This is a genomic window from Caldimonas sp. (genome assembly GCF_046289365.1).
Lineage (GTDB): Bacteria > Pseudomonadota > Gammaproteobacteria > Burkholderiales > Burkholderiaceae_C > Caldimonas.
Genome location: NZ_JBKBVU010000087.1, coordinates 1 through 12750, shown reverse-complemented (window position 1 = coordinate 12750; position 12750 = coordinate 1). Strand labels below are relative to the sequence as shown.

Here is a 12750-nt window from a genome sequence, read left to right as displayed (position 1 = left end):
AGAGCGCATCGAGCTGGCCTCGGGCGCAGCGCGCATCGTGCTCGACGGCCCCCACATCACCTTCACCTGCCCGGGCGCCTTCACCGTGCATGCTGCCACCCATGACTGGGGGGCGGGCCTGAGCGAGCCGGCGCTCTTGCCCCATTTGCCGCAAGAGCTTGCCGAGCGGCCGCCGAACTGGATCGCCATCGCTCACACCGGGTCGGACGGTGAAGCGATGGCCGGCCAAGGCTACAAGATCTTCTTCGAAGGCCACACCGTCATCGCCGGCCGGCTCGACGCCCAAGGCCGCGCGCACCACGACAACGTCCCGCCGCGCGCGCTGCACGTGGAGTACGAGCCGCGCACGCCCAGCCCCGAGCCGCCCTGGCCGGCGCTCGCCGAGGCAGTGGCCGCCGCACAGACCAAGCTCGGGGGCCAGCCATGAACGCCACCTGGGAGGACCTGGAAAATGCCCTGGGGTGGTTGCGCGCGGCGCCGGCGCGCTGGCTGCAAAGCGCCCGGCAAGACCTCAGCGCCGCCGCCCAGTGGATCTGGGTGGTGCTGCAAGGCGATTTCGCCGAAGAGCAAAGCACCGCCCAGGTGGTCACCGGCACCGTCATCTCGATGATCCCGCTGGTCGATCAGCTGTGCGACATCCGCGATGTCGTGGCCAACTGCAAGAAGATCGACGAGGATCCCGAAGACCGCGGGGCCTGGGTGGCCTTGGCGCTCACCCTGATCGGCTTGGTGCCGCTGCTGGGCAGTCTGGCCAAGGGCTGCCTGAAAGTTCTGTTCGCCTACGCGCGCAAGGCCATCCACCACGCCGGCCGCGGCGCGCTCGACAGCGACCTGTGGCAGGCCACCAAGCCCTACATGGAACACGGCATCGCCAAGCTCAACGACCACCTGGCCCGCCCCGAGGTGCGCCGCGCCTTGGCGGCGCTGCGCATCGACCAGCCCTACCGTTACCTGGCCGAGCAAGTGCGCAAGCTCGATGCGCAGGTGCAAAAGAGCCGTCTGCTGGCGGCGCTGGACAGCGCCTTGGGGCCTGCACGAGAGCTCTTGAGCATGGTGCAGCGCTGGGGCGGCGACGAGCTGGCCCGCAAGGCCGTGCGGCTGGTGCAGCGCCTCGAACGCGCGCGCGGCCAGGCCGACCGTGGCCTGACCCTGGCGCTCAAACCCGTGCACGACTGGCTCGGCCGCCTGGCGCAGCGTCTCGACGTCGAACACCGGCTGAACTACCGGGCCCAGACCGACAACCTCAATGTGCACCACTTCCATCGCTTCAGCCTGGACGCCGAGATCGAGGCGCTGCGCAAGAACCTGCCCCAATGGGTCACGGTGGGCAAGAAAGCCAAGTTCCAAGCGTTGAGAGAAGCGCCCAAAGTGCCGCCGGGGCATTTTGATATCAGCAAGAACGCGCCGCGCCCATTGAATGAAGCCTTCAAGACCTTTCACACCGTGCGCCCGGACGTGCTGCCTCCGGGCACGGTGCTGTACCGGGTGCTCGACCCCAAGAGCAATGACAACAGCCTGTGCTGGATGACCAAGCAAGAGTTCGACCAGTTGCTCAGCAAGCCCGAGTGGCGCCAGAAGTTCGCCGTGTGGCGCCACTGGAACCACAATGGCGAATTCGTCACCTACACCGTGCCGCCTGGCAAGGGCTTGCCGGTGTGGCGCGGCACCACGGCCTCCCAAGTACTCAAAGACCGCAACGGCGTGCCTGTCAAGGCCGACGAGCACGGCAATCTGTACTGGCTCGACGGCGGCGCCGAGCAGATCGTGGTCAACCCGGCCGACCTCCAGCGCGGGCACCTGGGGCCGCGCCAGTTCACCGGCTGGGGCTATGACGAAGGCGGCCTCCAGGTCGATCTGGTGGGCGTGCCCGTTTTGCAACACCACTGGTTCGAAGCGAACTGAACCCCAAGCCAAACCAACCCAACCATGACCATTCCGCTCATTCCGCAAGAAATCTACCTGCTCGAGCGCTACAGCTCGCTGGAGTACTTCGGCCAGATGCGCGACCACTTCGCCGAGTGTGTCAAGGCCGCCGAAGACGCGCTCGCTGAATTCATGCGCCATATTCCGCCCGACTACCGCAGCCGCCCGCTGCACCAGCAGCCCGATGCGGTGTGGGGCGAGCGCGTCATTCCCAACATGCAGTGGGCGCTGGCCGGCCTGAACGACGGCTACATCCGCATCTCGCATGGCGATCTGGACGGCTTGGGGTTCGCGGGCAACGTCGAGACGACCGTCGCCTCCATCAGCCGCGACTACCGCATCGAGTGGATGCCGCAGCCTTTTCAAGACCAGTACGATCGAGCCGAACGGCTGGCCAGCGAGATGGCCTCCAACATCGCGCATACCGAGCAGGGGAATTGGGCTTTTGGGGATTTGAGTTTCAGATACAGGGAAGATGCGCGCGGTCCGCTGAATGCACCGGCCAGTTGGCCGGTGTACCGCCTCAATCCGCAGGTGCAGGTGCGCACTGGCGAGAAGGTGCCGCGCAACGGCATCTACCTGCCGCAAAACGGCCCGTCCGCGGCCGCCTTGCTGATCGAGGGGCAAAAGGCCATCGATGCCGAGATGTGCATCAATGCCGAGGAGCTGCTGCGAGACCCTGAAGACGCTCGCCCGCGAAGCCGCCGCGAGCCCACGCTGTGGACCTTGGTCGAGCGCGTGGCCGACGAGGGTGGGGACAATCCCATGCCGGCCACCGGGGAGGCGGCGCTGCGCCTCAAATGCGACGCCGGATCGCCTTGCCCGCGCACGGGCTGGTGGTTCACGCCGGCCAAGGCGAACAGCCGCCGCCACTTCCAGGCCGGCCAGATCATGCCGGACCTGCACGCCGACTGGGGCCTGACGATTTGGCAGTGGGATGTGCGGCAAGACGATTGAAGCTTGCTGCGCCTGGCCCGCGCGCAAGCTGGCCTCGGCCTGTGCATGGCGCATCACCGCCCTGGGGCGCCGGGGCTTGGCACCTGCAGGTTGGGCCTGCGGCAGCGTTTGTTCTCACCGAAAGCGTGTGTTCGGCATGGGGCAGTGAGCAGGAATCCCGTCGGCCGCCAGGTCGTCGAGGATCGGACACTGCGGCCGGTCATCGCCGTGGCAGTGGGCGGCGAGCTGCTCCAGCGTGCGCTTCATCGCCTGCATGGCCTCGATGCGCTGCTGCAGGTCGGCGGCATGCGCCAGCGCGATGCGCTTGACCTCGCTGCTGGCGCGCCGGCGGTTGCGCCACAGTTGCAGCAGCGTGCGGATCTCTTCGATGCCAAAGCCCAGGTCGCGCGAGCGGCGGATGAAGCGCAAGGTGTGCACGGCCGCGTCGTCGTACTGCCGGTAGCCCGAGGCGGTGCGGGCGATCCGGGGCAGCAGCCCCAGGTTTTCATAGTGGCGGATCATCTTGGCGCTGACCCCTGAGGCCTGCGCCGCCTGGCCGATGTTCATGACGCACTCCTGGCGGACGGTTTCCAGCGCCTGAGCAGCAGCGCATTGCTGATCACGCTCACGCTGGACAAGGCCATGGCCGCGCCGGCGATCACCGGGCTGAGCAGGCCAAGGGCCGCCAGCGGCAGACCCACCACGTTGTAGATGAAGGCCCAGAAAAGGTTCTGGCGGATTTTGCGCGTGGTGCGGCGCGACACGTCGATGGCATCGGCCACCAGGCGCGGGTCGCCGCGCATCAGGGTGATGCCGGCGGCATGCATGGCCACGTCGGTGCCGGTGCCCATGGCCAGGCCCACGTCGGCGGCGGCCAGGGCCGGGGCATCGTTGAGGCCATCGCCCACCATGGCCACGCGCCGCGCTGCACCGCCCTCGGCAGGCGCCTTGAGTTCGGCGATGACACGCGCCTTGTCTTCGGGCAGCACTTCGGCGCGCACATCGCTCATGCCCAGCGCCGCCGCGGCGGCCAGCACACTGCCCCGGTTGTCGCCGCTGACCAGCACCGTGCGGATGCCTTGGGCATGCAGCCGGGCGATGGCCTCGCGGGCCTGGGGTTTGAGGGCGTCGCCGAAGGCCAGCAGGCCCAGCAAACGGGGCACCGGCGCTGTTTCGGCCAGCCAGGACACGGTGCGGCCCTGGGTCTGTAGCGCCAGGGCCGGGCCGGCCAGGGGCGAGGCGTCCAGCCCCAGTTCCTGCAGGCCGCGGGCATTGGCCAGCACCAACTCGCGCCCGCCCACGCGGCCGGCCACGCCCCGTCCGGGCAGGGCGCGCACGCCTTCGGCGGCGGGGTGGGGCAGCGAGCGCCGGGCGGCGGCGTCCAGCACCGCACGGGCCAGCGGATGCTCGCTGCCCGATTGCAGCGCCGCGGCCCAGGCCAGCAGCTCGTCGTCGCCGATGCCGGGCACGGCCTGCATCGAGACCAGCGCCGGCCGGCCCAGGGTGAGCGTGCCGGTCTTGTCAAAAGCCACGGTGTCCACCGCATGGGCCACTTCCAGGGCCTGCGCATCCTTGATGAGGATGCCGTGGCGCGCGGCGATGCCTGTGCCGACCATCAGCGCGGCCGGCGTGGCCAGGCCCAGCGCGCACGGGCAGGCGATCACCAGCACCGAGACGGCGTTGAGGGTGGCCGCGGACCAATCCCCCGTGGCGAGGCCCCATCCCAGCACGGTGATCAGCGCGATGCCGACCACCACCGGCACGAACACCGCACTGACCCGGTCGACCAGGCGCTGGATGGGCGCCTTGTGGCCCTGAGCCGATTCCACCAGTCGCACGATGCGCGCCAGCGCGGTCTCGGCGCCCACGGCCACGGTGCGCAGCACGATGCGGCCTTCGGCATTGATCGAGCCGCCGGTCACGCGCTCGCCCGGCCCCTTGCTCACGGGCAGGCTCTCGCCGGTCAGCAGCGATTCGTCGACATGGCTGTGGCCTTCGAGCACTTCGCCGTCCACCGGAACCCGTTCGCCGGGGTGCACGATCACGATGTCGCCCACCACCACCTCGGCCAGGGGCAGCTCCCGCTCCTCGTCCCCGCGCCGCACGCGGGCTGTCTCCGGGGCCAGGGCCTGCAGCGCGCGGATGGCCTCGGTGGTCTGGCGCTTGGCGCGCGCTTCCAGCCACTTGCCCAGCAGCACCAGGGTGATCACGACGGCGGCCGACTCGAAGTACAGGTGTGGCATGCCGCCGTCGCCGGCAAGCAGCAGGAAGACGCTCAGACCGTAGGCTGCGCTGGTGCCCAGGGCCACCAGCAGGTCCATGTTGCCCGTGCCGGCGCGCAGGGCCTTCCAGCCGGCGCGGTAGAAGCGGGCACCCAGCCAGAACTGCACCGGGGTGGCCAGCAGCCACTGCAGCCCGCCGTCGAGCATCCAGTGCCGGCCGAAGAAGTCGCCCACCATGGGCGCGGCCAGCGGCAGCGACAGCAGGGCCGCCAGCGTCACGGCCTGGCCTTCGCTCAGGCCGCGCCGTGGGGTGGCCGCCGGCACGGCGGCGGCGTCGGGCCGGTGGGCGGTGTAACCGGCGTCGCGCACGGCTCCCAGCAGGGCGGCGTCGCTCACGCCTTGCACAGCCGTGACGGTGGCGGTCTCGGCGGCCAGATTGACATGGGCCTCGATCACCCCCGGCACCCGCATCAGGGCCTTTTCGACACGGTGGACGCAACTGGCGCAGCTCATGCCTTCGATGCGCAGGAGGCGCTCGTGGCGCGGCACGTCGTACCCGGCGGCCTGGACGGTGCTCACGAGCGTGGGCAGGGGACACTGTGCCTGCACGGTGGCCGATTCGGTGGCGAGGTTGACGCTGGCGCTTTCCACGCCCGGCAGTTGCCTGAGGGCCCGTTCGACGCGGCCCGCGCAGGTGGCGCAGGTCATACCGTCGATCGGCAAGGTGTAGGTGGTCATGGCAAGGCTGGGAGAAGTGAACAATGACGTCAGCGTAGACCTTCACCTGATGTCAAGGTCAAGCGCGAATTTCGGGCTTGACCTTGACATGATGGCAAAGTCTAAAGTGAAGTCATCTCTACCACCGACAAGGCCTTGCCATGATCGAACTGACCCTGAAGGACATGACCTGCGGCCACTGTGTGCGTACCGTCACGCAGACCCTCCAGAAGCTGGACCCGCAGGCACAGGTCGAGATCGACCTGCCGAGCCAGCGCGTGAGAATCGAGACGCAGCAGCCGCTCGAGGCCGTGCGCCAGGCGCTGGCTGAGGAAGGCTATCCGGCGAGCTGATCCGGCTCAGCGCGTCGCGCGCCGGCGCACGCAGTCGATGTAGGCCTCGCCATCGGGCGGCAGGCCGCTGCGCTGCGAGGCCCACAGCATCTGGCCCAGGCATTCCATCACCTCGTGGTGGGCCTGGTGCAGTGAGCCCAGGCGGCGCGCCAGCAGCTCGGTGGCCTGGCGGATGCCGCGCGGCTGGTCCACGCTGGTCTGCTCGCTGATCGACAGGTGCATCGCCAGGTGCAGGAAGGGGTTGGTGCGCCCGTCCTCGACCTCGTAACTGGCCGCCACGGCGGCCTGCGCATCGGCCAGATCCGGGTGGTATTCCGGGTGCTGGCTGATCCAGTCGGCGGCCATCGCCTCCATCGGCGTCAGGGGCTCGCCGGCGCGTTCCTTGCGGAAGGTCTCGCAGAAGAACCGCCGCACATCGTGTTGGGTGGGCGCAAACATCGGACAATTGTCCCCCGTTTTGCCGGCCTGCGCAGCCGAGATTCCGCCCATGCCCTGGCTCATCACCGACCCCTGGTTCTACGCCGCGGCCATCCCGGCCGTGCTGCTGATGGGCCTGTCCAAGAGTGGCTTCGGCTCGGGCTTCGGCTCGCTGGCCGTGCCGATCATGGCGTTGACGATCCCCGTGCCCCAGGCCGCGGCCATCATGCTGCCGCTGCTGGCGGTGATGGACATCCTGGGCGTGACCGCCTACCGACGCCATGTCGACCTGACGCTCATTCGGGCGCTGCTGCCGGCCGGCCTGCTGGGCACGGTGGTGGGCACGCTGCTGTTCGGTGTGCTGTCGGCCCGCCTGGTGGCTGCGGTGGTGGGGGCGCTCACGCTCGCCTTCCTGGCGCAGCGGCTGTTCTTCCCGCCGCGTGCCGATGCCCCGCCGCCGCCGCTGTGGCTGGGCCGGCTGCTGGCGGTGGCCTCGGGCTTCACGAGCTTCGTCGCCCATGCGGGCGGGCCGCCCATCAATGCCTATGTGCTGCCGCTGCGCCTGTCGCCGGTGGTGTTCTCGGCCACGATGGCGGTGTTTTTTGCGGCGGTGAACGCCTCCAAGTGGATCCCGTATGCCTGGCTGGGCCTGATCGACTGGCGCAACATGGTCACGGCCCTGGCCCTGATGCCTTTTGCGCCCCTGGGCGTGTGGCTCGGCGTGCGCCTGGTGCACCGGGTGCCGCAGCGGGGGTTCTACCGGCTCGTGTACGCCGGCATGTTCCTCACCGGCGGCAAGCTGCTCTGGGACGGCTTGCGCTGACCATTCTGCGGACGCGGGCCGGCACCTGCGGGTGGGGGACATGCTCCCATGGTGCCGCGCGAGATCGGCGATGGCCAGGCTCTGCTCCACGTCGTCCACTGCGATCATCCGCACCCGTGCGTTTCGGCACCGGTGGTGCGCCACAGGCCGAGACGGGTGGCGTTGCCATGGTCCTGTCCGCCGCGGCCGTAGGTCCAGCCCAAGGTCAGCGCCTCGTCCCCGTCACCGCTTGATCAGCGGCGGCATGCCGGACCCGCGGATCGGGTGGGGCCACACCATGAGTCAGGCTGCGGCCAGGGCCTGTTGTTCACGCGCCACATCGATCAGGTCGTCGGGGGGGCGTCGGGGTACAGGGCCGAGAGGTCGCGCACCGCGACGGCCGGGCCCGCCTCGTGGCGGGCGGCTTGGAGATCAGTCGGCGCGTCCCTTGCGAAAGCTGCAGGCGCGGATGCGCGGCCAGGACAAGGATCGAGGACATGGCCGCTAACATAGCCGAATACCAACCCGAAGACGGAGGGTGCGATGCCGGTGATCGTGGTGGCCAATCCGAAAGGCGGCGTGGGCAAGTCCACGATCGCGACCAACCTCGCAGGCTATGTCGCATCGCAGGGACACCGGGTGATGCTCGGCGACGTCGACCGCCAGCAGTCCGCCCGCACCTGGCTTGCCCTGCGGCCGCAAACGGCTCGGCCCATCGCCGGCTGGGACGTGGCGCACGACAACATCGTGCGTCCACCCAAGGGCACGACCCATGTGGTGCTGGACACCCCTGCCGGGTTGCACGGCCGGCGCTTCGACGAGGTGATGAAGCTGGCCGATCAGATCATCGTGCCGTTGCAGCCCAGCATCTTCGACATCTATGCCACCCGCGGCTTCCTCGACCAGGTGCTGGCACATCGCAAGTCTGGCCACGTGAAGGTGGGCGTGGTCGGCATGCGGGTGCGCGAGCACACGATCGCGGCCGACCAGCTCAGGGCCTTCGTGGCCCAGCTCGAGGTGGCGGCGCTCGGCTACCTGCGCGACACCCAGATCTACATCCACCTGGCCGCACGCGGCCTGACACTGTGGGACGTGGCCCCCGGCCGGGTCGAGCGCGACCTGCAGCAATGGGAGCCCCTGATTCAATGGCTGCAACTGTGAGCGAACACGCATGAGAGTCTTCGAGACCCTGGAGGAGCTGCGCCCCCTGGTGGGCCAGACCATCGGCATCAGCGACTGGATCACCATCGACCAGGAGCGCATCAACCTCTTTGCCGAAGCCACCGGCGACCACCAATGGATCCACGTCGATCCCGAGCGCGCCCGGGCCGGCCCTTTCGGTGCCCCCATTGCCCACGGCTTCCTCACGCTGAGCCTGCTGCCGCTGTTCTTTGCCACCGGCTTCGAGGTGCGCCAGGTGCGCATGGGTGTCAACTACGGGCTCAACAAGGTGCGTTTCCCCGCGCCGGTGCCCGTGGGCAGCCGGCTGCGGGCCCACTTCCGGCTGCTGGCCTTCGAACCCGTCGATCACGGCGGGGTGCAGCTCACGGTGGAGGCCACCGTTGAACGCGAAGGCTCGGCCAAGCCGGTGTGCGTGGCCGAATCGATCAGCCGGCGCTATCCCTGACCTTGCGCCGATGCCTGTCCTCCCCCCTTTGGGGGTGACGTTGCCAGCGAGCGTCCACTAGCATTGCGGCCTGTCGCGGATCAATAATCCACGAAGGCCGCTTCGCGCCACGCGGGCGGCCGGCTGTTGCCGCGAGTGCTGCCGGTCCGGCCCGATCCGCCCCGCATGGGGCAGGGCGCCTGGGGCGGCCCGGTGTTTCCATGAGGGGATAAGGCATGCGAGTCCTGCTGGTCGATGATCATCCGCTGATCCTGTCGGCGTTGCAGACGGTCATCCAGGGCCTGGGCGACGGTGTCGAGGTCCAGGGCGTGGGCAGCGGCCGTGCCGCCCGCGAGATGCTGCAACGCGATGCCAACTTCGACCTGGTCATGCTCGACCTGGCCCTGGGCGATGCGAGCGGCTTCGACCTGCTCAGCGAGTTCCGCCAGGCCTACCCGGCGCTGCCCGTGGTCGTGGTCTCGGCCTCGGACCGCGCGTCCGACGTGATCCGCGCGATCGACCTGGGGGCCATGGGTTTCGTGCCGAAGCGGGCTTCCAACGAGACCCTGTTCGAGGCCCTGCGGGTGGTGATGTCCGGCGGCATCTATGTGCCGCCGATGACCCTGGGGCGCAACACCGAAGCCACCCCCGCGTCGGCCGACAGCGACACCGAGCCCGACGGCTACCTGCGCACGGTGAGCGGCGAGGCCGAGCGGGGCGGCTACCAGAGCGTGCCCTCACCAGCTTCGCTGGGCCTCACGCCCCGCCAAGCCGAGGTGCTGGCCTTGCTGCTCCAAGGCCAGCCCAACAAGCTGATCGCCCGCGAACTCGGTCTGTCCGTCGAGACCGTGAAGGACCACGTCGCCGCGGTGCTGCGTGCGCTCGGCGTGAGTTCGCGCACCCAGGCCGTGCTGGCCGTCAGCCAGATGAGCCGGCAGCACGGCAGCTTCCAGGCCTGGCGTGCGACGCAGCACTGAAGACGCATCCTGCTCCCCGGGTGCGTCCGATGCGCGTCGCCATCATCTCCGTCTTCACCGACTACCACCGCAAGGGCCGCCACCATCGCGGTGGCCTGCAGCCGCAGATCGGCCCCTTGATCGCCGGCCTGCTGCCCGACTGGTGCGAAGTCGAGATCGTCAACGATACCTGGGACGATCCGGACTGGTCCAAGACCTATGACCTCGTCTTCCTGTCGTGTGTGCATGCCGATTGGGACCGGGCCCGCCAGATCAGCCACTACTACCGGCGCCGCGGGGCCCGCACCGTGCTCGGGGGCAGCATGGCGGGCACCTACCCGCACCTGTGCGCGCCGTACTTCGATGCCGTGGTGATCGGCGACCCGGAAGACACCGTGGGGCGCGTGGTCGAGGATGCCCGCGCCAACCGTCTGCAGCCGGTGTATCGCTCGGCCGGCTATTTCGCCGATCGCGTGCCCGTGCCGCGCATCGCCCCGGTGGCGCGCCAGCAGGTCTTCCCGCTGTCGGTGGAAGCCACCCGCGGCTGCCCCTATGCCTGCGACTTCTGCGCCCTCACGGCGGTGGGCACCCGCCATGCGCTGCGTCCGGTACACACCGTGGTGCGCGACATCCTGGCCGGCCAGGCGGCGCTGCGCGAGGCTGGCGTGGCCGGCTGGAAGCGCCGGCTCATCGTCTTCTACGACAACAACCTGGCGGGCAACCTGCGGTGGTTTCGCGAGCTGTGCCTCGCGCTCAAGCCCTTGGACGTGCTGTGGGGGGCCTGTCTGACCTTCAACGTCATCGCCAACCGCGACTTGCTCAAGCTGATGTACGACTGCGGTTGCCGGGCCGTGTTCGTCGGACTGGAGACCTTCAACCCGGACACGCTGGCCGACATCACCAAGCCGCAGAACAACATCGGCAAGATGGCCCAGGCCATTGCCCAGAGCCGGGATGAAGGCATCCTGGTGATCGCCGGCCTCATCGTGAGTCCCGTGCACGACGACGAGGCCTACATCCGCTCGCTGCCCGACCACCTCGACGCCTGCGGCCTGCACGTGCCGAGCTTCGTGTCCTTCGAGACGCCCATCCCCGGCACGCCCTTCTTCGACCGCATGGCCGCCAGCCCGCAGCCCCTGTTCCTGCCCAACGCCAACCTCTACGACTTCAGCGCCTACACGCTGGTGCTGCAGCCGCACAAGGCGCCGTTGGATGCCTTCCTCGCGGCCTACCACGAGACTATGCGGCGCATCTATGCGCCGCCCAGACGTCTGGCCAAGCTGGCCGACGACCTGCCGCGCCTGCTGCGGCGGGGCTCGTGGACGGCCGCGGCCCTCGACCTGGGCGACATGTGGGTCACCAACTTCGACCCCGTGCCGGGCCGCACCTTCATGGCCGGCACCGACACCCTGCCGCCGGAGACCGTGCCTTTCGAGCGCGACGATTTCGACTCCGAAGCCCAACGACTGGACATCTGCAGCCCCACGCTCGTGACCGACGAGGAAGGCCGCGTGCTGCCGGGCTGGCGCCGGCACGAGAAGGTGTTCAACCTGGAAGCCCTTCGCAAGAGTGCCGTGACGGCCTGAGATGAACCCGACTTCGACCCTGCCCATGTCCCGTAGCGCTGCGCGCCCCCTGGGGGCCCACGACCCCGAACTCCCGGACCACGTCCGCAACCTCTACACCTACACGTCGTCGAGTCTGGTCGGCAACCTGATCGGTGCCATCGTGATCGTGTTGTTGTATGCGGGCTTTGCCGCGCCGGCGGCGCTCATCCTGTGGTGCCTGGGGTTCTCCGCGGTGTGGATCTACCGGGCCTGGATCGCCGCCCGATTCAGGGCGCTGCAGTTGCGCTCCGACACCGACTTTGCCCGCTGGCGGCGCCTGTGGCTGGCCGGCGTGCTGGCCTCGGGCGCGCTGTGGGGGGCGGCGGCGTGGCTGTTCTACGGGGCGGGCGGCAGCATCCAGCAGATCGGTCTGATCATCACGGTGTACAGCTACTGCGTGGCCTCGGTGCCGGTGCTGGCGGACCAGCAGCGGGCCTTTCTGACCTTCCTCGGCCTGTGTTTCCTGCCCACGATCGCCCGCATCGCCGCAGAGCACACGCTGTACAGCTACGAGCTCGCTGGTGTGCTGCTGCTGGCCATGGGCATGACGGCCCTGCTCGGGCGCAACTACCGCCAGGCCATGGACCGCGTGATCGAACTGAAGCTGCAGACCGAGCATCTGCTCGAACAGTTGCGCAAGGAAAAGGCCGCGGCCGATGCCGCTCGCCAGGAGGCCGAGGTGGCCAACCGGGCCAAGACGCAGTTCTTCGCCGCTGCCAGCCATGACCTGCGCCAGCCGCTGCACGCGCTGGGGCTGTTCGCCGAGGCGCTGCGCAACAAGAGCCGCGACGAGGAAGTGATCCAGCTCGTCAACAGCATCAACAGCTCGGTCGATGCGCTCGAAGGCCTGTTCTCCGAACTGCTGGACATCACCAAGATCGACACCGGGGCGGTGGAGGTGTCGCCCCAGCACTTCCGGCTGCAGGATCTCTTTGCCCGCCTGCGGCTGCATTACGAACCCACCGCTTTCGAAAAGGGCCTGGCCTTGCGATTCCGCGGCGGGCATCGTATGGCCCACGCCGACCCGGTGCTGGTGGACCGCATCTTGCGCAACCTGCTGTCCAACGCCATCCGCTACACCGAGGACGGCGGTGTGTTGGTGGCCTGCCGGCAGCGTGGCGAGCGGTTGCTGCTGCAGGTCTGGGACAGTGGCGTGGGCATTCCCGAGTCTGAACAGTCGCGCATCTTCGAGGAGTTCTACCAGGTCCCCG

The 12750-nt window shown here is 68.9% G+C and carries 12 protein-coding genes and 1 pseudogene; 10 read left to right on the top strand and 3 right to left on the bottom strand.

Going from position 1 to position 12750, the window contains the following annotated elements; translation table 11 throughout:
* The 3 genes and pseudogenes from ACK42S_RS10240 to ACK42S_RS10230 all read left to right on the top strand — a co-directional run.
* Window positions 1–427 (top strand): annotated as a pseudogene (locus tag ACK42S_RS10240) (hypothetical protein); the annotation flags it as partial.
* Window positions 424–1902, top strand: a complete 1479-nt coding sequence (locus tag ACK42S_RS10235; protein WP_409706611.1) for a hypothetical protein — start codon at window positions 424–426, stop codon at window positions 1900–1902. The pseudogene ACK42S_RS10240 and the gene ACK42S_RS10235, both read left to right, overlap by 4 nt.
* A 24-nt stretch (window positions 1903–1926) precedes the next feature.
* Complete coding sequence (locus ACK42S_RS10230) at window positions 1927–2880, top strand: hypothetical protein (RefSeq protein ID WP_409706608.1); 954 nt, start codon at window positions 1927–1929, stop codon at window positions 2878–2880.
* A 114-nt stretch (window positions 2881–2994) separates the two neighbouring features.
* On the opposite strand, the gene cueR is transcribed toward ACK42S_RS10230, so the two are convergent.
* Entirely contained in the window at window positions 2995–3426 is a 432-nt protein-coding gene (gene cueR / locus ACK42S_RS10225; protein WP_409706605.1) for a Cu(I)-responsive transcriptional regulator, read from the bottom strand.
* Window positions 3423–5819, bottom strand: coding sequence for a heavy metal translocating P-type ATPase (locus tag ACK42S_RS10220; protein ID WP_409706602.1), 2397 nt, complete (start codon window positions 5817–5819; stop codon window positions 3423–3425). Before ACK42S_RS10220 ends, cueR begins: the two co-directional genes overlap by 4 nt.
* Window positions 5820–5959: 140 nt before the next feature.
* Between ACK42S_RS10220 and ACK42S_RS10215 the strand changes: the two genes are divergently transcribed.
* Window positions 5960–6151, top strand: coding sequence for a heavy-metal-associated domain-containing protein (locus ACK42S_RS10215; protein ID WP_409706599.1), 192 nt, complete (start codon window positions 5960–5962; stop codon window positions 6149–6151).
* 6 nt (window positions 6152–6157) lie between these two features.
* Here ACK42S_RS10215 and ACK42S_RS10210 read toward each other — a convergent pair whose 3' ends face one another.
* A complete protein-coding gene (locus tag ACK42S_RS10210) occupies window positions 6158–6589 on the bottom strand; it encodes a DUF1841 family protein (RefSeq protein WP_409706596.1) in 432 nt (143 codons plus the stop codon).
* Window positions 6590–6638: 49 nt separating this feature from the next.
* Here ACK42S_RS10210 and ACK42S_RS10205 point away from each other — a divergent pair, with 49 nt between their 5' ends.
* The 6 genes from ACK42S_RS10205 to ACK42S_RS10180 form a co-directional block, all read left to right on the top strand.
* Window positions 6639–7391 carry a sulfite exporter TauE/SafE family protein gene (locus ACK42S_RS10205; protein ID WP_409706593.1) on the top strand — a complete coding sequence of 251 codons (753 nt, stop codon included), beginning with the start codon at window positions 6639–6641 and terminating at the stop codon, window positions 7389–7391.
* A 522-nt stretch (window positions 7392–7913) separates the two neighbouring features.
* Window positions 7914–8531 (top strand): AAA family ATPase, encoded by a 618-nt coding sequence (locus ACK42S_RS10200; RefSeq protein WP_409706590.1) that lies wholly within the window; start codon window positions 7914–7916, stop codon window positions 8529–8531.
* Between the two features lie 10 nt (window positions 8532–8541).
* Window positions 8542–8997, top strand: a complete 456-nt coding sequence (locus ACK42S_RS10195) for a MaoC family dehydratase (protein ID WP_409706587.1) — start codon at window positions 8542–8544, stop codon at window positions 8995–8997.
* A 215-nt stretch (window positions 8998–9212) separates the two neighbouring features.
* Window positions 9213–9953 (top strand): response regulator, encoded by a 741-nt coding sequence (locus ACK42S_RS10190; protein WP_409706584.1) that lies wholly within the window; start codon window positions 9213–9215, stop codon window positions 9951–9953.
* 29 nt (window positions 9954–9982) lie between these two features.
* A complete protein-coding gene (locus tag ACK42S_RS10185; protein ID WP_409706581.1) occupies window positions 9983–11518 on the top strand; it encodes a B12-binding domain-containing radical SAM protein in 1536 nt (511 codons plus the stop codon).
* 25 nt (window positions 11519–11543) lie between these two features.
* Window positions 11544–12750 (top strand): histidine kinase dimerization/phospho-acceptor domain-containing protein (locus ACK42S_RS10180; RefSeq protein WP_409706578.1); only part of this gene is annotated, 1207 nt, incomplete at its 3' end.

What these genes read in the sequence shown, in the direction of transcription:
- ACK42S_RS10235 (WP_409706611.1), top strand. Translation starts at nt 424, where the DNA reads ATGAACGCCACCTGGGAGGACCTGGAAAATGCCCTGGGGTGGTTGCGC.
- ACK42S_RS10230 (WP_409706608.1), top strand. Translation starts at nt 1,927, where the DNA reads ATGACCATTCCGCTCATTCCGCAAGAAATCTACCTGCTCGAGCGCTAC.
- cueR (WP_409706605.1), bottom strand. Translation starts at nt 3,426, where the DNA reads ATGAACATCGGCCAGGCGGCGCAGGCCTCAGGGGTCAGCGCCAAGATG.
- ACK42S_RS10220 (WP_409706602.1), bottom strand. Translation starts at nt 5,819, where the DNA reads ATGACCACCTACACCTTGCCGATCGACGGTATGACCTGCGCCACCTGC.
- ACK42S_RS10215 (WP_409706599.1), top strand. Translation starts at nt 5,960, where the DNA reads ATGATCGAACTGACCCTGAAGGACATGACCTGCGGCCACTGTGTGCGT.
- ACK42S_RS10210 (WP_409706596.1), bottom strand. Translation starts at nt 6,589, where the DNA reads ATGTTTGCGCCCACCCAACACGATGTGCGGCGGTTCTTCTGCGAGACC.
- ACK42S_RS10205 (WP_409706593.1), top strand. Translation starts at nt 6,639, where the DNA reads ATGCCCTGGCTCATCACCGACCCCTGGTTCTACGCCGCGGCCATCCCG.
- ACK42S_RS10200 (WP_409706590.1), top strand. Translation starts at nt 7,914, where the DNA reads ATGCCGGTGATCGTGGTGGCCAATCCGAAAGGCGGCGTGGGCAAGTCC.
- ACK42S_RS10195 (WP_409706587.1), top strand. Translation starts at nt 8,542, where the DNA reads ATGAGAGTCTTCGAGACCCTGGAGGAGCTGCGCCCCCTGGTGGGCCAG.
- ACK42S_RS10190 (WP_409706584.1), top strand. Translation starts at nt 9,213, where the DNA reads ATGCGAGTCCTGCTGGTCGATGATCATCCGCTGATCCTGTCGGCGTTG.
- ACK42S_RS10185 (WP_409706581.1), top strand. Translation starts at nt 9,983, where the DNA reads ATGCGCGTCGCCATCATCTCCGTCTTCACCGACTACCACCGCAAGGGC.